This is a genomic window from Arthrobacter sp. 754 (genome assembly GCF_040548695.1).
GTDB lineage: Bacteria > Actinomycetota > Actinomycetes > Actinomycetales > Micrococcaceae > Arthrobacter.
Window position 1 is genome coordinate 502,566 of the sequence record NZ_JBEPSC010000002.1, and the last position, 20,934, is coordinate 523,499.

Here is a 20,934-nt window from a genome sequence, read left to right on the forward strand (position 1 = left end):
ACTTTCCGCTAGTTCCAGCAGTTAGATTCCCTGTAAATCGCTTCACCTGAAGGAGCACATCCATGGCGCTTATCGATGCCATCCACGCCCGCGAAATCCTCGATTCCCGTGGCAACCCGACCGTAGAAGTTGAAGTTCTGCTCTCCGATGGCCAGATCGGCCGCGCGGCAGTTCCTTCCGGTGCCTCCACCGGTGAGCACGAGGCCGTTGAGCTTCGTGACGGAGACAAAGGCCGTTACCTCGGCAAGGGCGTCCAGAAGGCCGTTGACGCCGTCATCGACCAGATCGCTCCTGCCCTGACCGGCTTCGACGCCACAGACCAGCGCAGCATCGACCAGGCCATGATCGACCTGGACGGAACCCCCAACAAGGGCAAGCTGGGCGCCAACGCCATCCTCGGCGTCTCCCTCGCCGTCGCCAACGCCGCTGCAGCCTCCGCGGACCTGCCGCTGTACAAGTATCTGGGCGGACCGAACGCCCACGTGCTGCCGGTGCCGCTGATGAACATCCTCAACGGTGGCTCGCACGCTGACTCCGACGTCGACATCCAGGAATTCATGGTTGTTCCGCTGGGTGCCGAAACCTTCTCCGAGGGCCTCCGCTGGGGCGTCGAGGTCTACCACGCGCTCAAGGCCGTGCTCCAGGAAAAGGGCCTTTCCACCGGCCTCGGCGACGAAGGCGGCTTCGCCCCGAACCTGCCCTCCAACCGCGCTGCACTGGACCTGATCCAGGAAGCCATCAAGAACGCCGGCTACACCCCGGGCAAGGACATCGCCCTGGCCCTGGACGTCGCCTCCTCCGAGTTCTTCACCGACGGCGCCTACCAGTTCGAGGGCAAGGCCCTGAGCTCCAGCGAAATGAGCGCCTACTACACCGAGCTCGTCGCCGACTACCCGCTGGTGTCCATCGAGGACCCGCTCGATGAGAACGACTGGGACGGCTGGAAGACCCTCACGGACGCCATCGGCGACAAGGTCCAGCTCGTGGGCGATGACCTCTTCGTCACCAACCCCTCCATCCTGCAGCGCGGCATCGAGACCAAGACCGCCAACTCGCTGCTGGTGAAGGTGAACCAGATCGGTTCGCTGACCGAAACGCTGGACGCCGTCAGCATGGCCCAGCGTGCCGGCTACACCACCATCACCTCGCACCGCTCCGGCGAGACCGAGGACACCACCATCGCCGACATCTCGGTGGCCACCAACGCCGGGCAGATCAAGACCGGCGCCCCGGCCCGCTCCGAGCGTGTTGCCAAGTACAACCAGCTGCTGCGCATCGAAGAGGAACTCGACGACGCCGCACGCTACGCCGGCCGCAGCGCCTTCCCGCGTTTCAAGGGCTAGTAACCGCGTAAACCACTGACCGGTGGCTATGGTTGAAAGACCATAGCCACCGGTTTTCGTTTCAGCCGGGTTTTCTGCCGGCCCCCTGTTTCAGCCGGCAGTTGTTCCAGCAGGCATTTGTTCAGCCAGCATTTGTTCAGCGCAGAGTTTCGGCCAGAGGCAGGCCGCACGTTTCAGGAGTGTCATGGCAACCCGCCGTCCCAAAGTTCCCAAGGCCGCTGCCAGATCCCAAGCCGCAACGGATTCCGCCAAGGACGCCACGGATGTCATCCGTGCCGATTTCGGCGGTTCCAAGGGCAAACCTGAGGCCTCCAAAGCAGCAGGAAACCTCAAAGCCGGGACTAAAGCCAAAGCCGGGACAGGCTCAACCAGGGCGAGTGGTCCCGCGCTTTCTTCGAAACCGGCCCCGAACGGCGATCCGTCCCACGACGACGGCCACCCCGTTCCCGCCAAGGCCTTCTCCGGCCGGATGCTGGCCCTTGCCGTGGTGATGATTGCGATCACCATTATGCTGGCGCCAACAGTGAAGATCTTCTTCGACAAACGCGCCGAGCTCGCCGCCCTGAGCGCCGATATTGAGTCCCGCCAGGCCGAGCAGGACAACCTCCGGCAGCAGATCTCCCGCTGGCAGGATCCCAACTACGTGAAACAGCAGGCGCGCGACCGCATTAACATGGTTATGCCGGGTGAATCCGGCTACTGGGTCTTCGGCACCGATCTGCCGGCCGGCACAAGCAGTAGCCAGACCGCCACGGCAGTACAAGACCCCGCCGATCTGCCGTGGGTGGATTCCCTGTGGGAGTCCATCAGGCGTGCGGCCACAGACTGAACAGTTAAAGGAAGGATGGCCGCGCCAGTGGAAGAAAACACGGCAACTGCGCCGGAGAAGTCCCGCCAGCCATCAGAGCACGATCTTGAAGTACTCAGCAGGCAGTTGGGCCGGCCGGTGCGCGACGTCGTGGAGATCCCGGCCCGCTGTGTGTGCGGCAACCCGCTCGTCGCAGCAACGGCGCCGCGCCTGAGCAACGGCACGCCCTTTCCCACCACGTTCTACCTCACGCACCCGGTGATCACCTCGGCCGTCTCCCGGCTGGAAGCCGCCGGAGTCATGAACGAGATGAACGAACGCCTGACCGCCGATGAGCCGCTCGCCGCCGCCTACCGGTCGGCCCATGAGGACTACCTGGCCGCGCGGTCAGCCATCGGCCAGCGTTCGGGCATTGGGGCCGTCCCCGAGATAGACGGCATCTCAGCCGGAGGAATGCCCACCCGCGTCAAGTGCCTGCACGTCCTGGTGGGCCATTCGCTGGCAGCCGGGCCGGGAGTCAATCCGCTGGGAGACGAGGCCATCGCGGGCATCAGTGAATGGTGGACCGCGGACCGGTGCTACTGCGACGGCGCGTGGGACACGGCGGGGGAGGCCCCGTCGAAGGACCTGAGCCGGCATGGACCGCAGGGCCTGCCGGAGATCGTCGGCCGGCCGGCTCCGGTGCGCAAGGCCTCGGCCGGCGAGGGGGCAGCTTCGTGACCCGCGTCGCGGCAATTGACTGCGGCACGAACTCCATCCGCCTGCTCATCGCCGACATCGAAAGAAGCAACGGAACGGCGAAGCTGACGGACGTGGTCCGGGAAATGCGCGTGGTCCGGCTGGGCCAGGGCGTGGACGCCACCGGTGAACTTGCCCCCGAGGCCCTGCAGCGCACGTTCGCCGCCACGGCGGATTATGCTGCCATGATCCGCGAACACGGTGTGGAGGCCGTCCGTTTTGTGGCCACCTCGGCCAGCCGGGACGCCCGAAACCGCGAGGTCTTCGTGGACGGGATCCGGGACCTTCTCGGCGTGGAGCCGGAGGTCATTTCCGGCGACGAGGAAGCAGCCCTGTCCTTTGCAGGGGCCAGCAGTGTCCTGCCCATCCTCGACGGCGACCACGTCCTGGTGGTGGACCTCGGCGGCGGAAGCACCGAGTTCGTCCTGGGCACCGCCAGCGGCGTCACGGCCGGCAAATCCGTGGACATCGGCTGCGTCCGTTTGACCGAACGGCACCTGAAGAATGATCCCCCCACGGCGGAACAGGTCGCCGCGGCAACGGCCGACGTCGACGCCGCCATCACCCGTGCGGGACTGGACGTGCCCCTGGAACGCGCCACCGCCGTCGTCGGGGTGGCCGGTTCGATCACCACCATCACAGCGCACGCGCTGCGGCTGCCGGAGTATTCGCCTGAGGCGATCCACGGCACCGAACTTCCCATCGCGGACATCGCGGCGGCCGCCACCGATCTCCTGGAAATGCCGCGGGCAGAACGCGGAGCACTGCCGTATATGCACCCCGGCCGAGTGGACGTCATCGGTGCCGGCGGACTGGTGTGGCGGCGCATCCTGGAACGGCTGAATGAAGTCAGTGCGGGACGCATCGTTACGGCCACTGCCAGCGAACACGATATTCTTGACGGAATTGCCCTGAGCCTCGACTGACTTTTGGCTCAGCAAACAAGTACACGGGGACCCCACATGACCAGAGCAACAGCACCGTTCCGACGGACCGCCTCAGCTCTTCTGGCGGTGACCCTCGCGGGCATCAGCCTGGCCGCCGGCCTGGCCATGGCACCCGCTGCACAGGCGGACGCCGAACGGGACAAGCAGTACTGGCTGGCGGAAGCCGGCATCACGAAAGCCTGGGACGTCTCCAAAGGCGCCGGGGTAAAGATTGCGGTGATCGACAGCGGCGTCGATGCCCAGCATCCTGACCTCAAGGGTGCCGTGACCGGAGGCTTCGACGTGTCCGGCGCGGGAAGCCCCAACGGACAAAAAAGCCTTGGCATCAAGCCCGAACACGGGACCCTGGTGGCCACGATGCTGGCCGGGCGGGGGCACCAGCCAGCCAGTTCCACCGCCTCTCCGGGCCCTGCCCCGGCCGGTGCAGGGCCTGACGGCATCGTGGGCGTTGCGCCCGAGGCCGAGATCCTGTCAGTGTCCACCTGGCTGGGATCGCCGAACCCCGCCGGCAAGAGCGATCAGGACCAGATTCCCGAAGCGGTCCGCTGGGCTGTGGACAACGGCGCCAAAGTCATCAACATCTCCCTGGGCAGCACCACACCGCAGTGGCCGCAAAGCTGGGACGCCGCCTTTCTCTACGCCGAGCAGAAGGACGTGGTGATTGTTGCTGCGGCCGGAAACCGGGTCGGCGGAAACCTCCAGGTGGGGGCGCCGGCCACCATCCCCGGCGTCCTGACCGTCGCCGGGCTGGACCGCAAGGGAGTGGCGAGCGTCGACTCGTCCTCCCAGGGGATCAGCATCGGCGTCGCGGCACCGGCGGAGAACCTGCTGGGCGGCCTTCCCGGCGGCGGCTACGCCGAGTGGGCGGGGACGTCCGGGGCCACCCCGATCGTCGCCGGCGTCGCTGCCCTCATCCGTTCCAAGTGGCCTGACATGAGCGCGAAGCAGGTCATCAACCGGATCGTCAGCACGGCCAGGGACTCCGGTCCCGCGGGGAAGGACCCCCTGTACGGCTTCGGCGTGCTCAGCGCCGAGGGCGCCCTGAAGGACCCCGTCCCCGAGGCCGCAGCCAACCCCTTGGGCTCCATTTCCGACTGGATCCGTGTCCACCGCCGCGGAAACCTTGGCACCCCGGCGCCGCTGCCAACCGATGAGGTGGCCAGCGCAGTTCCCACCCTGCCCGATCCCTCCGTGCCGGCAGCGAAACCGCCCTCGGGGCGGGACAGCGCAGTCGGCGCCGCCGTCGTGATCGGTTCGGCAGCCCTGTTCCTGGCCATTATCGGTGCGGCGGCATTCCAGCTGCGCCGGGCTGCGCGAAACCCCGCGCTGGCGCGCGAGGAGCCTGATACCGGAGCCGTCAATTCGGTGGATGCCGGCAGCCAAACGTAGTTAGTGAAGATTTTCACAAACTGTTGTATCCTTGAAACCATGGCAACCACCCCTCAGCTCCAGGACCGTCCCAGGGTACTCGTCGTCGGCGGCGGGTACGTCGGCCTGTACGTAGCCCTCAAACTGCAGAACAAGATCGCGAATGCCGGTGGCATCGTCACGCTCGTTGATCCGCTGCCCTACATGACCTACCAGCCTTTCCTGCCTGAAGTGGCCGGCGGCAACATCGAAGCCCGCCACGCCGTGGTCTCCCACCGCCAGCACCTGAAGCAGACCGAACTCATCCAGGGCAGCGTCACCTCAATCGACCACGCCAACCGCACGGCCGTTGTGGCCTCAGCGGACGGCAGCGGGCACTTTGAGGTTCCCTACTTCGACATCGTGGTTGCCGCAGGGGCCATCACCCGCACCTTCCCCATCAAGGGACTGGCGGACAAGGGCATCGGCCTGAAGACCATCGAAGAGGCCGTGGCCCTTCGGAACAAGGTGCTTGAGCGCATTGAGGCAGCCTCCACCATCACCGATCCCGCAGAACGCGCCAAGGCGCTGACCTTCGTGGTGGTGGGCGGCGGATTCGCCGGCATCGAGTGCATCACCGAGATGGAGGACCTTGCCCGCGCGGCGGTCCGTAACAACCCCCGAATCAAGCAGGAGGAAGTCCGCTTCGTCCTCGTTGAGGCCATGGGACGCATCATGCCCGAGGTCACCGCCCCGCAGGCAGAGTGGGTTGTGGAGCACCTCCGCAGCCGCGGCATCGAGGTCCTGCTGAACACCTCGCTGGACAGCGCCGAGGGAACCCTGAAGCTGATCAACCTGCCGGACAAGAGCTTTGCCCAGGAATTCGAAGCCGACACGCTGGTCTGGACTGCCGGTGTGCAGGCCAACCCGATGATCCGCTCCTCGGACTTCCCGCTGGAACCGCGCGGCCGCGTCCGCGTCCTCCCTGATCTCCGCATCGCCGGTGACGAAGGAATTATCGAGAACGCCTGGGCTGCCGGCGACATCGCCGCAGTGCCGGACCTCACCGGCAACGGCCTGCCGGACGGAACCTGCGTCCCCAACGCCCAGCACGCCCTGCGCCAGGCCAAGCGCCTCGCCAAGAACCTGTGGGCCTCCCGCTGGGACAAGCCGCTGAAGGACTACAAGCACAAGAACCTTGGCGCTGTGGCCGGCTTCGGCGAGTGGAAGGGTGTTGCCAACATTAACCTCGTGGGCCGCATCGGCCTCAAGGGCCCGCTCGCCTGGCTGGCACACCGCGGCTACCACGGCATGGCGATGCCCACCGTGGAGCGCAAGGTCCGCGTCATCATGGGTTGGATCCTCTCGTTCTTCATGGGCCGTGACACCACACAGCTCATCGACCTGGACAACCCGCGTGGCGCCTTTGTCGCCGCTGCCACCCCGGCGCCCAAACCTGCGGCAGCTGCGGCTCCTGCAGCGGGTGCCCCGGCGGTGTCCGCCGGAGCGGCACAGCCCGGCTCCGCCGCGGCCACCAGCGTGGACCCCAAACAGTCAGTCACCGCTGACGCAAAGTAACACCCTTCTTAACGCCCGACGGCGGCTGTCCCCTGGCGGGGGCGGCCGCCGTTTGGCGTTAATGCCTTCTAGACTGGCACCATGACTGGCGAAAAGAACCTGGAGGCCCTGCTGGCGGCGCTCCACCCGGAGTTGCGGAAGGGCGAATACGTCTACGTCCTCTGGCCGCATGGGAGGCCCCTCGCACCCGGCATTGAGGCTGCGGTCCGCGAGGCTGAGGGGCTCACCGTGGTCCTGCCGCGGGCGGAGGCGGACAGCCTGGGCCTGCACTACGATTTTGTGGCCGCCTGGATCACCCTGCAGGTGCATTCCGAACTCGAGGCCATTGGCTTGACGGCCGCCGTCGGCAAAGCACTGACCGACGCTCATATCAGCTGCAACGTGCTGGCCGGATTCCACCACGACCACATCCTGGTGCCTGTTGCTGACGCGGCCAGGGCCATTGAAGCGCTGGCCGAGCTGTCCGCGGAAAGCCGGCACCAGCCCCGCCCGGCGCTGGTGCTGCGTGACGAAACCCAGGCCGACCGGGGCGCAATCCTGAAACTGACCGCTGAGGCTTTTGCCGTGTCGCCCGCCACCGGCCTGCCTGCTGTCGGCGAGCCGGCTGAAGTCGGCGTGCTGCGCCAACTCTTCGAGTGCGAGGAGTACCTGCCGCAGTTCAGCATCGTGGCGGAACTTGACGGCGAGGTGGTGGCCCACGTCATCAGCACCCGCGGGTGGGTGGAGGAGCATGAACTGCTGGGGCTGGGGCCTATCGGCGTGACCCCCAGGCTCCAGCGCCACGGCATCGGCAGTGCCCTCATGAACGAGACCATCTCGCGCGCCAACGCCGCGGGGGAGAGCGGCATTGCCCTCCTGGGCAGCACCGAGTACTACCCGCGCTTCGGCTTCGTGCCCGCCAGGTCTTTGGGTGTCCTCCCTCCCGAAGACGTGTGGTCAGATAACTTTCAGCTGTTGCCCTTGGCGGTGTGGCCCGGGGGAGTCCACGGCAGGTTCCGGTATGCCGAACCATTCAACGGGCTCTGACGGGATACCATTGACCGGGCGCCCCAGTAGCCCAATTGGCAGAGGCAGCGGACTTAAAATCCGCGTGTTGCGAGTTCGAGTCTCGCCTGGGGCACACAATCTCATTAAGCCCTCCTGCCCCCTGGCTGATCAGTTCTGCATGACCGCAACTGACCACTCTGCTCCCTTGATTTCGCATATGCAACGACTGTTATAAGGATGTGACCTCAGTCACTTATATCCGCCTTGGATATGCATTAGCTTGAGTTAACTCAGGAACACCTGATCATCCGCATCAAAGGCCGTTCGCACCTTTCGATCCAGGAGATTGTCAATGATTTCACTCCCCCCTGTGGCACCCCGCGTCGCCAAGCTAACAGCGCTTGGCGTGGGCGTCGCCCTTCTGGCCACAGCTTGTGGTGGTACCTCCACCCCCAGCTCGACGGAAACCAAGGCGACCACGGCAGCAGCCGGAATTTCCTGCCCGGCTGCCAGCGCGTCGGGCGCTGCCACAACCAATGCCACTGCGAGTGGCACTGTACCCGCCGCGACTACCACCACCGACACACCGCTCAAGCTTGGTTCGCTCCTGCCCACCACCGGCTCACTGGCGTTCCTTGGGCCGCCCGAAATCGCCGGCGTCAACCTTGGCGTCCAGGAAGTGAACAGTGCAGGCGGTGTGTTGGGCAAGCCCATCGAGGTCGTTCACCGGGACTCCGGAGACACGAAGACCGACATTGCAACCCAGTCAACCACCGCGTTGCTCGGGTCCGGCGTCAGCGCAATCATCGGTGCGGCATCCTCCGGCGTTTCCAAGACCGTCATTAACCAGATCACCGGTGCCGGCGTCGTCCAGTTCTCGCCGGCCAACACCTCACCGGACTTCACCGCGTGGGATGACAAGGGACTCTACTGGCGGACCGCGCCCTCGGACGTCCTGCAGGGCAAGGTCCTGGGCAACTACATGGCAACCTGTGGCGCGCAGACAGTGGGCATGATCGTGCTCAATGACGCCTACGGTACAGGCCTGGCGAAGAACGTCAAGGCCGCGTTCGAGTCAGCGGGCGGCAAAGTTGTAGCCGAGGAACTCTTCAACACCGGCGACTCGCAGTTCAGCAGCCAGGTGGATAAGGTGCTCGCAGCCAAGCCGGATGCCATCGCATTGATCACTTTTGATGAGGCCAAGAGCATCATCCCGCTGGTAACGGGCAAGGGCGTCAAGCCCACGCAGATGTTCCTGGTGGACGGCAACACCTCGGACTACAGCAAGGACTTCCAGCCGGGTACCCTCACGGGCGCTCACGGTACTTTCCCGGGAACGTTCGCTAACGAGAGCTTCACCAAGAAGCTCCTCCAGGTGGACTCGGCCCTGAAGGACTTCACGTACGGTGGCGAGTCCTACGACGCCGTCAACCTGATCGCGCTTGCATCCGAGGCGGCCAAGAGCACCAAGGGCGTGGACATCGCCAAGCAGCTCAAGGCGGTTTCCGAGGGTGGCGAGAAGTGCCACGACTTCCCGTCCTGCGTTACCCTGCTTCGCAATGGCAAGGACATCGACTACGACGGCCAGTCCGGTCCGGTGACCTTCTCCGATGCGGGTGACCCCACAGAGGCGTACATCGGGATCTATGAGTACACCAACGACAACAAACTCAAAGCAGTTAAGTCGGAGTTCGGCAAGCTGTAAACGCCGCTCCCCAGATAGCACAGAAAGCCTCCGTCCGGCCGGACGGAGGCTTTCTGGTGCCCGGGCGGCTCTGTTCCGGCCTAGACAGGCGGACCGGGGGAGGGGGACAGTTGCGGGCGTAAGGAGACCCGGCAGCACTAAGGGCCGCCACCAAGCGGTGACGGCCCTTAGGTTACTGCTTGAGGAGTTTTCGTGGTCCCTTAGACCTCGTCCGCCAGGGTACCGAGGTACAGCTGAATAACTTTCGGGTCCTTCATGAGCTCCCTGCCGGTTCCCGTGTAGGCATCCCTGCCCTGGTCAAGGACATAAGCCCGGTCGCAGATCTGTAGGCAACGCCGGGCGTTCTGTTCCACCATGATGACCGATACGCCCGCCCGGTTGATCTCGTGGACGCGCAGGAAGGTCTCGTCCTGTTTGACAGGGGAGAGGCCTGCAGACGGCTCATCGAGCAGCAGCACGGCCGGTTCCATCATCAGGGCCCGCCCCATGGCCACCATCTGGCGTTCACCGCCGGAGAGGGAGCCGGCCCGCTGGGCCCGGCGCTTTCCGAGCTCGGGGAAGAGGCTGGTCACGAAATCGAACCGCTCATTGAAGTCCTTGGGCCGCTGGAACATGCCCATCTGCATGTTCTCCTCGATCGTGAGGGTGGAGAACACGTTGTTGTTCTGCGGGACGAATCCCACGCCCTTGGAAACCAGCTTGTTGGCCTTCAGTCCGGTGATGTCCTGTCCGCGCACCACTACGGTGCCGGAATGGACTTTGACCAGGCCGAACATCGCCTTGAGCAAGGTTGACTTGCCTGCACCGTTGGGGCCGATGATGCCGATCAGTTCGCCCTTGCGGGCTTCGATGCTGCAGCCGTTGAGGATGTTCACCCCGGGAAGATAGCCGGCCACGAGGTCAGTGACCTTCACGACGGAGTCGTTCGCTGGGCTGCTTGCGGCGGCGGCCGCCGCGCTGACGGCGCTCATTTGGTGTCCCGCTTCCTGGATCCGGGTTCGTCGGATTCCGTGCCAATGACGTCCATGGAAATGATGCCGGCGTTCTCGGTACCAACGATCGAGGACTCGTCTGCTCCCAGCTCGGCCGCGAGTTCCTTGATTCCTTCTGCATCGCCCAGGTCGACGTCGTGGTGTGCGCCCAGGTAGGCGTCGATCACGGCGGGGTTCTTCATGACTTCCCCGGGCGGGCCCTCCGCAACAATCTTGCCCTCGGCCATGACCACCACCCAGTCGGCAATATGGCGGACCATGTTCATGTCGTGTTCGACGAACAGTACGGTCATGCCTTCTGCTTTGAGGTTCTTGATGTGGTCCAGGAGGGACTGGGTCAGTGCCGGGTTGACGCCTGCCATCGGCTCATCCAGCATCACCAGTTTCGGCCGGACCATCAGCGAACGCGCCATTTCGAGCAGCTTGCGCTGCCCGCCTGAGAGGGAGGCTGCGTAATCATCCCTTTTCGCATCAAGTTTGAACTTCTCCAGCAGGACCTCCGCCTGCGCGGTGATTTCCTTCTCCCTGCCGCCCCAGAGGCCCTTGAACAAGGCCTTGGACAACCGCTCCCCGGGCTGCTCCGAACCGCCGAGGCGCATGTTTTCCATGACGGTGAGCTTGCCCATGACCTTCGTCAGCTGGAACGTGCGCACCATGCCCATTCTGGCCACTTTGTAAGGTGAGACGCCTGCCAGGCTGTTGCCTTCAAACTGCCATTTTCCGGAGTTGGGGGTATCGAATCCGGTGAGCAGGTTGAAGAGTGTGGTCTTGCCGGCACCATTGGGGCCGATCAGGGCCGTGATTTTGTGCCGGGGGATCTCCAGGTATTCGACGTCGACGGCGTTGATGCCGCCAAAGCTCCGTGTGACGTTCTCGGCCACCACGATGGGGTCCCGCTTCTTGCAGCCTGGAGCGATCTCCCCGGCCGCGATCGGGCGCTCGTCCGTCATGTACTGGACGCTTTCCTGGTTCTCTGCCTTGCGGGGTTCTTCGCTGTGCTTGCTCATGCGAACGCCAGCTCCTTCTTATTACCAAAGACGCCCTGCGGCCTGAATATCATCAGCAGCATCAGGGCGATGCCTACCAGGATGTAACGCAACTGCCCGGCCTGGACCGTGTTCAGCCAGGTCACTGCCCCGGACTCGATCAGTCCGTAGAGAATGCCCTGGGTGAGCGAAAGTACCACCCAGAAAATCATTGCACCCACCACCGGACCGAGCACGGTTCCCAGCCCGCCAAGCAGGAGGCACGTGTACAGGAAAAACGTCAGTTCCGTGCCGTAGTTTGCAGGCTGGACCGCGCCGCGGGGGAGGGTGAAGACCATGCCCGCTAGGGCGCCGAGGACGCCGCCGATGACCAGGGCCTGCATTTTGTAGGCGTACACGTTCTTGCCCAGCGACCGGACGGCGTTTTCGTCTTCGCGGATGCCTTTGAGGACACGGCCCCAGGGGCTGCGCATCAGCAGCCACACCAGGAGGCAACAGACAATAACGAGTCCCCAGCCCACAACGCGGATGAACAAGTCCCTGTTGTTCATGCCGAAGTACGTTCCTTCAGGGAAGGGGTTCATCGAGTAGAACCCGCCCTCAAAGGCTGCCAGGCCGTTGGCCGAGCCCGTCACTGCCGTGAGCTGGTTTGTGGTGACGATGTAGCGGACGATTTCCGCCGCTGCGATGGTGACGATGGCCAGGTAGTCTGCCCTGAGCCGGAGGGTGGGGATACCCAGCAGCAGGGCGAAGATGGCCGAGCAGATGATGGCGATCAGAAGTCCCACAAAGAATGGGACACCGAACGTGAGCGTCGAGATGGCGAAGCCGTAGGCTCCCACGGCCATGAAGCCTGCCTGGCCGAAGTTCAGCAGGCCTGAGTAGCCGAAGTGCACCGCAAGGCCGAGGGCGGCAAGCGCGTATGCCGCCGTCGTCGGGCTGAACAGTTCACCGGCTGCGCTGGAAAGTATGAATCCAAAGTCCATGGCTGTCTCCTAACCCACGCGCTCGCGACGGCCCAGGATGCCCTGCGGCCGGAACAGGAGGACAACAATCATGATGAACAGTGCTCCCACGTATTTGAGGTCGGCGGCGAGGCCGAACACGGTGGTCAGCTCCACGAAGATGCCGACGATGATTGACCCGATGAGCGCGCCCCAGACTGTCCCGAGGCCGCCAAGGGTGACGCCGGCGAAGATCAGCAACAGGATCTGGGAGCCCATGTCGAAGGTGACGCCGGGACGGTAGTAGGCCCAGAGGATGCCGCCAAGGGACGCCAGCATGCCGCCGGCAACCCACACGATGCGGATCACGTTGTCCACATCGATCCCTGAAGCAGCCGCGAGGGCCGGATTGTCAGCCACTGCCCGGGTTGCCTTACCGAGGCGGGTCTTCAGCAGGACGACGCCCAGGATGGCTATGACGAGTGCGCTGATGACGAGCGACCAGAGGTTGTTGGGCGAGATGGAGACCGGCCCGAGCTGGATTTCGGGACTCTGGGCGAACGGCAGCTGCTGCGTGGCGCCACCGAAGAAGAACTGGATGATGTACCGCACAGCCAGGGCGAGGCCGATGCTCACAATCATCATGGGAACGAGCCCGGTGCCTCTGCGCCTGAGCGGCTTCCACAGCCCGGCGTCCTGGACATAGCCGAAGAGGCCACCGCCGAGGAGCGACAGAATCAGTGCAAGCCAGAACGGCATGCCCACTGCATTGAACATAAATACCAGTACCGCGCCCAGCGTCACCATTTCACCGTGCGCGAAGTTGGTCAGGCCGGTGGTGCCGAAGATGAGCGAAAGCCCCACGGAGGCCAGCGCCAGCAGGAGGCCGAAGCTCAGTCCTGCGACGAGGCGGTTGAGGAGGTTTTGCCCGAAGTCCTGCTGCTGGACCACAATGCCTTTGCCGAAGGCGAAAATGACTGACAGGTTTGAGGTCTGGCTGAAGGTGACGCTGCGGGGGTTTTCCTGGCCGTCCGCGAGCTTGATGCCTTCGGGCAGGGTTGATTCGTCCAGTTCGATTTCGTAAGTGCCCTGGACCGGGACCCCGATATTCCACGCGCCATTGGCGCCGGATGTGGCAGAGCCTTCGAAGTCGCCGCTTTTGGCGGTGATTTTGACGTTGGCGATCGGGGTGCGGGCATCGTCGCGGAGGAAGCCGCTGATGTTGTTCTGGAATGTCTGGTTCGACGGGGATGGTGTCGGAGACGGGGAAGTGGCCTGTGATGCCGGAGCGACCACGAGCAGGATTGCCACGACGGAGACAAAGACAGCCCCTAGCGCCTTCAGCAATCTGCCGGGCCGTCTATGCGGCAAGCCTTTGGGTGTACTTCTCAAATTGAATAACCTCCACTTGGGGGGTGGGCCAGGCTGCGCCATTGCAGCCCCTGCGAACGTCACGGAACGGACGCCAATCTGTGATGTCCATCACCGTGTGTGGCCAATGTTACAGCGCGTCAGCGGCAAATAAGCCGGTCGCGGAGGGGTCCGCGGTCGCGATCGCATAACAACTGGTCCAGGATTGCTGCCTCCCCGGCAGGCACCCTGCAGCGAAACTTTTGTTGAATACTGGTATTTCTTCACGTTTCCCGGCCCCGGGGGCTTGCCCAAGGTCCACGGCAGCCCCGCCCGGACCCGCATCACGGTTGGGTTTCAGCCCCGTGGTTCCGGGAACTTATCAGAGCGCAGGCACGTGGGAATTGGTAACGTGAACCTTGAGTTCACGATACCGACCCTTACTTGGAGGACACTAGCAATGGCACTTGGCGGAAACCCGATCTTCAACGGAAAGAATTTCCGTGGAGCAACGCAGGCGCCGCCTGTCCCGCAGGCGCCCTACGGACAGGCACAGTACGGCCAGCCCTACGGACAGCAGCCGTACGGTCAGCAGTCCTACGGCCGCGCCCCCGGCCAGGTCATGGACGGCCAGGGCGGCTGGGCCCGGCAGCAGAACATGACCGACGAGCAGCTGCAGCAGATGTACAACCAGCCGGCCGCGGGTCCCGCGGACACCGGCCGGATGACATACGACGACGTCATCGTCAAGACCGCAGCGTGCCTCGGCGTTGTTGTGGCCGGCGCAGCGGTGACCATGTTCGTCAGCATGGGCCTCGCGAGCATGCTGATGATTGTCGGTGCACTGGGCGGATTCGTCCTGGCGCTGGTGAACACCTTCAAAAAGCAGCCGTCGCCTGCACTGATCCTCGCTTACGCGGGACTGGAGGGTCTCTTCCTCGGCGGCCTGACCCGCATCCTGGACGGCATGTACCCAGGTGTCGGCCTGCAGGCGGTCATCGGAACGCTTTCGGTCTTTGCCGTCACGCTTGTCCTGTTCAAGAGCGGCAAGGTGCGTGCCACGCCGAAGGCCATGCGCTTCTTCATGATCGCGATCATCGGCTACGCAGTCTTCGCCCTGATCAACATGGTCATGATGATGACCGGTGCCGTGACGGAGCCGTTCGGCCTGCGCACCAGCGTAGAGATCTTCGGCATCCCGCTGGGCGTTTTCATCGGGCTCCTGGCCATCGGCCTGGCCGCATTCTCCCTCATCATGGACTTCACCAGCATTGAGGCCGGCGTTCAGGCCGGTGCGCCCCAGCGGTTCTCCTGGACGGCCGCCTTTGGCCTGACCGTCACCCTGGTCTGGCTCTACGTGGAGATCATCCGCCTGCTCGCCATCCTGCGGGGCGACGACTAGCACCCAAGGCGGCGTCCGCCGTCGTACGTTCGAACACAAAGCGAGGGTCCCCGCCAGTGCACATTGCACGGGCGGGGACCCTCGCCTTTTTTGCCGGTGAACGGCTTACAGCAGGCGCATCGCCCCTGCGGCAGGGGTCACGGTAAAGATCTCCGGAGCGTTGTAGCCTGCCTCGGCGAAGGCGCTTTCGACGGCGGCCCGCACCTTGCGTTCGTCTTCCAGCGGAGTCAGTGCAATGGCCGCCCCGCCAAAACCGCCGCCTGTCATGCGGGCACCGATGGCACCGTTGGCACGTGAGGTGGCGACGGCCAGGTCGAGTTCAGGGCAGGAAATTTCGAAGTCGTCCCGCATGGAGGCGTGGCTGGCGTCCAGCAGTGCACCGATGGCGCCTGGGCCCTGGGCTGAGAGGAGCTGCACCGTCTGGAGGACGCGGTCGTTCTCGGTGACGACGTGGCGCACCCGCCGGTAGGTGACCTCGTCCAGGAGGCCGCTGGCTTCCGCAAGGTCGACGGCCCTGACATCCCGGAGCGCCTTGACCCCCAGTACCTCTGCGCCGAGTTCACAGGAGGCGCGGCGGGAAGCGTAACCGCCGTCGGCATGCGAGTGGGAGACCTTGGTGTCGATCACCAGCATCACCAGGCCCGCGGACTCCGCGTCGAACGGAACCAGCTGGACGCTCTGGTCGCGGCAGTCCAGGAACACCGCGTGCCCCTTGGAGCCCCGGAGTGACGCGGACTGGTCCATGATGCCGGTGGGAGCGCCCACGAAGTCGTTCTCGGCGCGCTGGGTGGCGAGGACCATCTCCTCCGGTTCCATCCCGGCCCCTGTCAGGTCATTAAGGGCGGAGATCACAGCGCACTCGATGGCATGCGAGGAGGAGAGCCCGGCGCCCAGGGGCACATCTGAATCGAGCAGCAGGTCCACGCCCGGAACTGCGATACCGCGTTGCTGCAAAGCCCACATGACGCCGAGCGGGTACTTCGTCCACCCTTTGGTCGACGCTGCGTCCAGCGCGCCGAGATCGGCACTGACCATGCCTTGGTTCCCGTACGTGGACAGGAGCCTGACCACGGAGTCCGCCCGGACAGCCACCGCCACGCGGGCTGTTTTGTCGATCGCGAAGGGCAGTACGAAGCCCTCGTTGTAGTCCGTGTGTTCACCGATCAGATTGACGCGGCCCGGGGCCTGCCAGACGCCGTCGGGTTCCCTGCCGAACGCCCGCTCGAAGCGGGCTTCAAGGTCCGCAGTGGCGGGGTTCGCAGCGGCAATCTTCGCAGTGGCGGGCTGGGCCGGGGTGGTCGTCGAAGAGTCAGGGGCGGCGTTCATGCGTGGGCTCCTTCGGCCAGGGAGGCAAGAGGGGTAGCGGAGGCGGCTGCGCGGGCCTCAGTTACAGGGAACGGTGAGGATTCCGGGACGATGACGGCACGGAGCCGTTCCGCCACGCTTTCCGGGGTGGTGTCGTTGATGAAGGCGCCCATCGCGGCCTCGGAACCCGCAAGGTACTTGAGTTTGTCCGCTGCCCGGCGGGGGGAGGTCAGCTGGAGGTGCAGATAGCTGGCGGGGCGCAGCAGGTCGTCCAGGGGCGCCTGGTGCCACGCGGAAATGTAGGGCGTGGGCGTCGGGTAAAGGGCATCCAGCCTCTTGAGGAGGTCCAGGTAGACATGCGCCAGTTCATCCTTTTCCTCGCCGCTCAGGGCTGCAAGATCAGGTACCTGGCGGTGCGGAACGAGGTGGATTTCCAGCGGCCAGCGTGCGGCGAAGGGCACGTAGGCGCTGAAATTCTCGCCTTCCATCACCATCCGGCTCCCATCCTCGCGCTCAGCCCGCAGCAGTGAACCCGTAAGGGTCTGCCGGCCGCCGGACCGGTCATGGAATTTCCGTGCCGCAGCCCCCAGCACCCCTGCCCGGGGCGTGACGTAGGGGTACGCGTAAATCTGGCCGTGCGGGTGGTGAAGCGTCACCCCGATATCGGCTCCCCGGTTTTCGAAAGGAAAGACCTGCTTAATGCCCGGAAGCGCGCTGAGGGCCTCGGTGCGCTGCGCCCACGCCTCAACGACGGTGCGGGCGCGGGCCTCGCCCAAACCGCTGAATGAACCGGTGTGTTCAGGGGTGAAAGCCACCACCTCGCAGCGACCGTATGCGGGGCCGGTGGTTCCCCACTCCGGGGCTGAGGGGATCGGACCCACAGCAGGGCCCAAGGAAGGGAAACGGTTTTCAAACACCACCACGTCGTAGTCCGGCGCCGGTATCTCCGAAGGGTTGGCGGCGGTGGTGGGGCAGATGGGGCACTGGTCCGCAGGTGGCAGGTGCGTGCGGGTCTGCCGGTGCGCGGCCACGGCCACCCACTCGTCCGTGAGGGCGTCGAACCGGACTTCTCCGGGCTCGCCGCGTTCCGGGAGGGCCCTGAGGTCCGTGGTCGTTTCCGCGGTGCGGGGCTTGGGCACATCGGCGTCGTCGAAATAGATCAGCTCCCGGCCGTCGGCAAGGTTGGTGCTGGTGATACTTGTCATGGCGTTCCTTCGGGTGCTGTTGCCGGATGATGCCCGGCCTGAGTGGCAGGTGAGGTGATGTGCAGATGGCGGACGGCTCCGCGGAGGGCAGCGGCGGCGTCGGGGCTGATTCCCCGGTCGGTAATCAGGGTGTCGACGGCGGACAGCGGCGCGATGCCGGCCAGGCCGACGACACCATATTTGGTCGAGTCAGCGAGGACAACCAGCCTGCCCGAGGCAGTAATCATGGCGGCATTGACCTCTGCTTCGAGCATGTTCGGGGAAGTGATTCCGGCCACCAGGTCCACGCCGTGGACGCCCATGAAGCACAGGTCCGCGGCGATGGCCTTGGCGGCCTGGGCGGCCAGTGGTCCCACCAGCGCCTCGGAGGGAGTCCTCTCCCCGCCCAGGATCAAGGTCCGGATGGCATCCGGTTCTGCGGATGCCAGCGAGTGGGCCACCATGATCGAGTTCGTGGCAACGGTGATCCCCAGGTTGCGGGGGAGGAGCCTGGCAAGTTCGAAGGTTGTGGTGCCTCCGGACAGGAACACGGTCATGCCCGGCTTGATCAGTTCCAGTGCCATGGCGGCGATTGCAGCCTTGGCGTCGATGTCCCTCGTCGATTTGACGGCGAAGCCGGGTTCGAGCGCGCTGAAGCTATCGGTCCGGGCTGCACCGCCGTGGACCCGGAGCAGCAGCCCGCCGGCATCGAGGGCATCGATGTCCCGCCGGACAGTCATCTCCGATACGTCCAGGCGGGCCGCCAGGGTTGCCACCCGCACAGTCCCCGCGGCCATGAGCTCCTGGAGAATCAGGTGCTGGCGTTGAGCTGCCAACATACTGTTCCTCCTCGGGGTGGGTCTTCGGGTGCGGTCCCACAATCATCGCACAATTCGCTCAAAAAGAAATAGATTCACACAAAAGATAACATTTGGCGTGATGGCAGGACCTTCCCAGGTCAATGTACGGTGGTGCTCATGACTTCGAATTCAAGCGCGGACACAGGTGTTGCCTCCGGCTTTCAGGCTTACGCGACGGGACGGCAGTATGAGATCCGCAGGGGTGACGCCTTTGCAGTAATCACGGAGCTGGCTGCCGGCCTGCGGCTTTACAGCCGGGCCGGTGTTGCGCTGACGGAAACCTACGGCGATGACGAAATCGCGCCCGGGGCAGGCGGCATCACCCTGGCGCCGTGGGCGAACAGGGTGGAGGACGGCGTCTGGTACCTCAATGGCAAGAAGCAGCAGTTGGACATCACCGAGGTCTCGCGGAACAACGCCAGCCACGGTCTGCTCCGCAACTCCGCCTACAACCTGGTGGACGAATCTGAGTACTCGGTGACCCTTGAGGCGACAGTCTTCCCGCAGCACGGTTATCCCTTCCTGGTCCGCCATCGGGTGCAATACACCCTGGCTGAGGACCTTGGGCTGGAGGTCCGCCAGACGCTGATCAACCATTCCGCCGCACCCGCGCCGTTCGTCCTCGGCGCCCATCCGTACCTGCGGCTGGGTGAAATGGCCGTGGACGACCTGATCCTGACGGTTGCTGCCGGGATGCGGCTGGTGGCGGACGAGCGCCTGATTCCGCGCAGTTCAGAGCCCGTCAGCGGGGACTCTGACTTCCGTGCCGGTCAAAGGGTGGGAGACCTCGACGTCGATGTCGCCCTGACGGACCTGGCGTTCGACGGCGGGACCGCCCGCCACACGCTCAGGGCGCCGGACGGCCGCAGCGTCACGTTGTGGCAGGACGAATCCTGCGGATACGTCCACGTTTTCGTCACCACTGAACTGCCCGGCAGGCCGCGCGCAGTGGCAATCGAGCCGATGACAGGACCTGCCAACGCGTTTAACACCGGCGACGGCCTGCGCTGGCTCCCGCCGGGCGGGTCCTTCGGCATGTCCTGGGGGATCAGCGCGGTCCTGGACAAAGCGTGAGGGCTGACGTTTCGCATAAGGGACGTTGCTGAGGAAGTATTAGGCTATGACGCCAGCCGAGGATGCCACACCATCACCATCGACCGCCGTCCAAGCGGTTGGAAAAGCCCGTCCGCCGCGCGTGCGCGGGGACCGGGAGCTTGACCAGGACATTCCGTATGGAGTCCGGATCGCGGCGTCGTGGGCCTGGCGGATCGGCCTCATCCTGTTGGTGGCAGGTGCCTTGGTCTGGCTGCTCAGCCGGATCAGCTTCCTGATCATTCCGGTGATGGTGGCCGCTCTCCTTGCCGGCCTGTTGAGTCCGGTGGTCGGCTGGCTGCGGCGGAGGGGGCTGCCCAACGGGGCGGCGGTGGCCATTACCGTTGTGGGATTCCTTGGACTGATCGGTGGCTCCCTTGCACTGGTGGGGCGCCAGCTTGTTGCCGGGTTCAGCGAACTGTGGAGCCAGGCCCTGACCGGGATCCAGCAGATCCAGGGCTGGCTGGCCGATGGTCCGCTGCATCTCACGGCAGCCCAGATCGATCAGTACCTGCAGGAGGGAACGGCTGCCCTGCAAAACAACAGCAGCAGTATCCTCAGCGGCGCCCTTTCCTTCGGAAGCACTGCAGGGCATTTTGCCGCAGGACTGGTACTTGCCTTGTTCGTGACGATTTTTTTCCTCCTCGAAGGTGACCGGATCTGGGCCTTCCTGGTCCGGCTGTTGCCCCGGACGGCCCGCGCGGCAACCTTCGGCGCCGGCCGCAAGGGCTGGGCATCGATGGTCAGCTACGCCCGTATCCAAATGTTCGTAGCCTTTGTGGACGCGGTGGGAATCGGCGCAGGTGCCGCCATCATCGGTGTTCCCCTGGCTCTTCCGCTGGGCGTGCTCGTGTTTATCGGTTCCTTCATCCCGATCGTTGGAGCGCTGGTCACCGGAGCGGTGGCTGTCCTCCTCGCCCTGGTGGCCAACGGACCGGTCAACGCCCTCATCATGCTGGCCATCGTCCTGCTGGTCCAGCAGCTCGAGAGCCACATCCTGCAACCGCTCGTCATGGGCAAGGCCGTAGCGCTTCACCCGGTCGCCGTCATCCTGTCCGTGGCGGCCGGATCCTACCTCGCCGGCATCCCCGGCGCCCTTTTCTCCGTTCCCATCCTCGCCGTAGCAAACTCAGCGATTCGCTACATCGCCGCCAGAACGTGGGAACATGAACAAGTGCTGGCAACGCCCGAAGGGCCTGTGACGCATGGGCCGGAATCAGATAACACCATCAGGGATGTCCGGTTACCAGGCATCCGGTCCGGCCGCGGCAGGGACGCCGCAGCCAGCACCGAAGCATCCAATCCGGACGTCCGGGCAGGCACCACCGGCCCGGGCGCAGGAGCCGAATCCAACCAAGGAGAATAG

At 64.7% G+C, this 20,934-nt stretch carries 18 protein-coding genes and 1 tRNA gene; 12 read left to right on the forward strand and 7 right to left on the reverse strand.

Features of this window, described 5'->3' with window-relative positions; genetic code table 11:
• The first annotated feature begins 62 nt into the window (after positions 1-62).
• From eno to ABIA70_RS07855, 9 genes are all read left to right on the forward strand, one after another.
• Positions 63-1,343, forward strand: a complete 1,281-nt coding sequence (gene eno, locus ABIA70_RS07815; RefSeq protein WP_354147022.1) for a phosphopyruvate hydratase — start codon at positions 63-65, stop codon at positions 1,341-1,343.
• A 184-nt stretch (positions 1,344-1,527) separates the two neighbouring features.
• Positions 1,528-2,172, forward strand: a complete 645-nt coding sequence (locus ABIA70_RS07820; RefSeq protein WP_354147023.1) for an FtsB family cell division protein — start codon at positions 1,528-1,530, stop codon at positions 2,170-2,172.
• Positions 2,173-2,199: 27 nt separating this feature from the next.
• On the forward strand, positions 2,200-2,871 hold the full coding sequence (locus ABIA70_RS07825; RefSeq protein WP_354147024.1) for a DUF501 domain-containing protein: 672 nt from the start codon (positions 2,200-2,202) through the stop codon (positions 2,869-2,871).
• A complete protein-coding gene (locus tag ABIA70_RS07830; RefSeq protein WP_354147025.1) occupies positions 2,868-3,815 on the forward strand; it encodes a Ppx/GppA phosphatase family protein in 948 nt (315 codons plus the stop codon). Before ABIA70_RS07825 ends, ABIA70_RS07830 begins: the two co-directional genes overlap by 4 nt.
• 36 nt (positions 3,816-3,851) lie before the next feature.
• Positions 3,852-5,225 (forward strand): S8 family serine peptidase, encoded by a 1,374-nt coding sequence (locus ABIA70_RS07835; protein ID WP_354147026.1) that lies wholly within the window; start codon positions 3,852-3,854, stop codon positions 5,223-5,225.
• Between the two features lie 39 nt (positions 5,226-5,264).
• On the forward strand, positions 5,265-6,761 hold the full coding sequence (locus ABIA70_RS07840; RefSeq protein ID WP_354147027.1) for an NAD(P)/FAD-dependent oxidoreductase: 1,497 nt from the start codon (positions 5,265-5,267) through the stop codon (positions 6,759-6,761).
• Between the two features lie 81 nt (positions 6,762-6,842).
• Positions 6,843-7,787 (forward strand): N-acetyltransferase, encoded by a 945-nt coding sequence (locus ABIA70_RS07845; protein WP_354147028.1) that lies wholly within the window; start codon positions 6,843-6,845, stop codon positions 7,785-7,787.
• A 20-nt stretch (positions 7,788-7,807) separates the two neighbouring features.
• A tRNA-Leu gene (locus ABIA70_RS07850) sits at positions 7,808-7,881 on the forward strand.
• Positions 7,882-8,100: 219 nt separating this feature from the next.
• The gene (locus ABIA70_RS07855) at positions 8,101-9,453 is read left to right on the forward strand and encodes an ABC transporter substrate-binding protein (protein WP_354147029.1); all 1,353 of its coding nucleotides are present in this window, start codon (positions 8,101-8,103) and stop codon (positions 9,451-9,453) included.
• Positions 9,454-9,653: 200 nt separating this feature from the next.
• Here ABIA70_RS07855 and ABIA70_RS07860 read toward each other — a convergent pair whose 3' ends face one another.
• From ABIA70_RS07860 to ABIA70_RS07875, 4 genes are read right to left on the reverse strand one after another with little or no spacing between them, the layout of a single operon-like run.
• Complete coding sequence (locus tag ABIA70_RS07860; RefSeq protein WP_354147030.1) at positions 9,654-10,424, reverse strand: ABC transporter ATP-binding protein; 771 nt, start codon at positions 10,422-10,424, stop codon at positions 9,654-9,656.
• Positions 10,421-11,452, reverse strand: a complete 1,032-nt coding sequence (locus ABIA70_RS07865; protein WP_354147031.1) for an ABC transporter ATP-binding protein — start codon at positions 11,450-11,452, stop codon at positions 10,421-10,423. Before ABIA70_RS07865 ends, ABIA70_RS07860 begins: the two co-directional genes overlap by 4 nt.
• Entirely contained in the window at positions 11,449-12,417 is a 969-nt protein-coding gene (locus ABIA70_RS07870; RefSeq protein WP_354147032.1) for a branched-chain amino acid ABC transporter permease, read from the reverse strand. The genes ABIA70_RS07865 and ABIA70_RS07870 overlap by 4 nt, the downstream gene beginning before the upstream one ends.
• Before the next feature lie 9 nt (positions 12,418-12,426).
• A complete protein-coding gene (locus tag ABIA70_RS07875; protein WP_354147033.1) occupies positions 12,427-13,767 on the reverse strand; it encodes a branched-chain amino acid ABC transporter permease in 1,341 nt (446 codons plus the stop codon).
• A gap of 418 nt (positions 13,768-14,185) precedes the next feature.
• Here ABIA70_RS07875 and ABIA70_RS07880 point away from each other — a divergent pair, with 418 nt between their 5' ends.
• Positions 14,186-15,127, forward strand: a complete 942-nt coding sequence (locus ABIA70_RS07880; protein WP_354147034.1) for a Bax inhibitor-1/YccA family protein — start codon at positions 14,186-14,188, stop codon at positions 15,125-15,127.
• 105 nt (positions 15,128-15,232) lie between these two features.
• Here ABIA70_RS07880 and galK read toward each other — a convergent pair whose 3' ends face one another.
• From galK to ABIA70_RS07895, 3 genes are read right to left on the reverse strand one after another with little or no spacing between them, the layout of a single operon-like run.
• Positions 15,233-16,453, reverse strand: coding sequence for a galactokinase (galK, locus tag ABIA70_RS07885; protein ID WP_354147035.1), 1,221 nt, complete (start codon positions 16,451-16,453; stop codon positions 15,233-15,235).
• Positions 16,450-17,637, reverse strand: a complete 1,188-nt coding sequence (galT, locus tag ABIA70_RS07890) for a galactose-1-phosphate uridylyltransferase (RefSeq protein WP_354147036.1) — start codon at positions 17,635-17,637, stop codon at positions 16,450-16,452. The genes galK and galT overlap by 4 nt, the downstream gene beginning before the upstream one ends.
• The gene (locus ABIA70_RS07895) at positions 17,634-18,455 is read right to left on the reverse strand and encodes a DeoR/GlpR family DNA-binding transcription regulator (RefSeq protein ID WP_354147037.1); all 822 of its coding nucleotides are present in this window, start codon (positions 18,453-18,455) and stop codon (positions 17,634-17,636) included. The genes galT and ABIA70_RS07895 overlap by 4 nt, the downstream gene beginning before the upstream one ends.
• 138 nt (positions 18,456-18,593) lie before the next feature.
• Here ABIA70_RS07895 and ABIA70_RS07900 point away from each other — a divergent pair, with 138 nt between their 5' ends.
• The gene (locus ABIA70_RS07900) at positions 18,594-19,550 is read left to right on the forward strand and encodes an aldose 1-epimerase family protein (RefSeq protein ID WP_354147038.1); all 957 of its coding nucleotides are present in this window, start codon (positions 18,594-18,596) and stop codon (positions 19,548-19,550) included.
• A 46-nt stretch (positions 19,551-19,596) separates the two neighbouring features.
• Complete coding sequence (locus tag ABIA70_RS07905) at positions 19,597-20,934, forward strand: AI-2E family transporter (protein WP_354147039.1); 1,338 nt, start codon at positions 19,597-19,599, stop codon at positions 20,932-20,934.

What these genes read in the sequence shown, in the direction of transcription:
- eno (WP_354147022.1), top strand. Translation starts at nt 63, where the DNA reads ATGGCGCTTATCGATGCCATCCACGCCCGCGAAATCCTCGATTCCCGT.
- ABIA70_RS07820 (WP_354147023.1), top strand. Translation starts at nt 1,528, where the DNA reads ATGGCAACCCGCCGTCCCAAAGTTCCCAAGGCCGCTGCCAGATCCCAA.
- ABIA70_RS07835 (WP_354147026.1), top strand. Translation starts at nt 3,852, where the DNA reads ATGACCAGAGCAACAGCACCGTTCCGACGGACCGCCTCAGCTCTTCTG.
- ABIA70_RS07840 (WP_354147027.1), top strand. Translation starts at nt 5,265, where the DNA reads ATGGCAACCACCCCTCAGCTCCAGGACCGTCCCAGGGTACTCGTCGTC.
- ABIA70_RS07845 (WP_354147028.1), top strand. Translation starts at nt 6,843, where the DNA reads ATGACTGGCGAAAAGAACCTGGAGGCCCTGCTGGCGGCGCTCCACCCG.
- ABIA70_RS07855 (WP_354147029.1), top strand. Translation starts at nt 8,101, where the DNA reads ATGATTTCACTCCCCCCTGTGGCACCCCGCGTCGCCAAGCTAACAGCG.
- ABIA70_RS07860 (WP_354147030.1), bottom strand. Translation starts at nt 10,424, where the DNA reads ATGAGCGCCGTCAGCGCGGCGGCCGCCGCCGCAAGCAGCCCAGCGAAC.
- ABIA70_RS07865 (WP_354147031.1), bottom strand. Translation starts at nt 11,452, where the DNA reads ATGAGCAAGCACAGCGAAGAACCCCGCAAGGCAGAGAACCAGGAAAGC.
- ABIA70_RS07870 (WP_354147032.1), bottom strand. Translation starts at nt 12,417, where the DNA reads ATGGACTTTGGATTCATACTTTCCAGCGCAGCCGGTGAACTGTTCAGC.
- ABIA70_RS07880 (WP_354147034.1), top strand. Translation starts at nt 14,186, where the DNA reads ATGGCACTTGGCGGAAACCCGATCTTCAACGGAAAGAATTTCCGTGGA.
- galK (WP_354147035.1), bottom strand. Translation starts at nt 16,453, where the DNA reads ATGAACGCCGCCCCTGACTCTTCGACGACCACCCCGGCCCAGCCCGCC.
- galT (WP_354147036.1), bottom strand. Translation starts at nt 17,637, where the DNA reads ATGACAAGTATCACCAGCACCAACCTTGCCGACGGCCGGGAGCTGATC.
- ABIA70_RS07895 (WP_354147037.1), bottom strand. Translation starts at nt 18,455, where the DNA reads ATGTTGGCAGCTCAACGCCAGCACCTGATTCTCCAGGAGCTCATGGCC.
- ABIA70_RS07900 (WP_354147038.1), top strand. Translation starts at nt 18,594, where the DNA reads ATGACTTCGAATTCAAGCGCGGACACAGGTGTTGCCTCCGGCTTTCAG.
- ABIA70_RS07905 (WP_354147039.1), top strand. Translation starts at nt 19,597, where the DNA reads ATGACGCCAGCCGAGGATGCCACACCATCACCATCGACCGCCGTCCAA.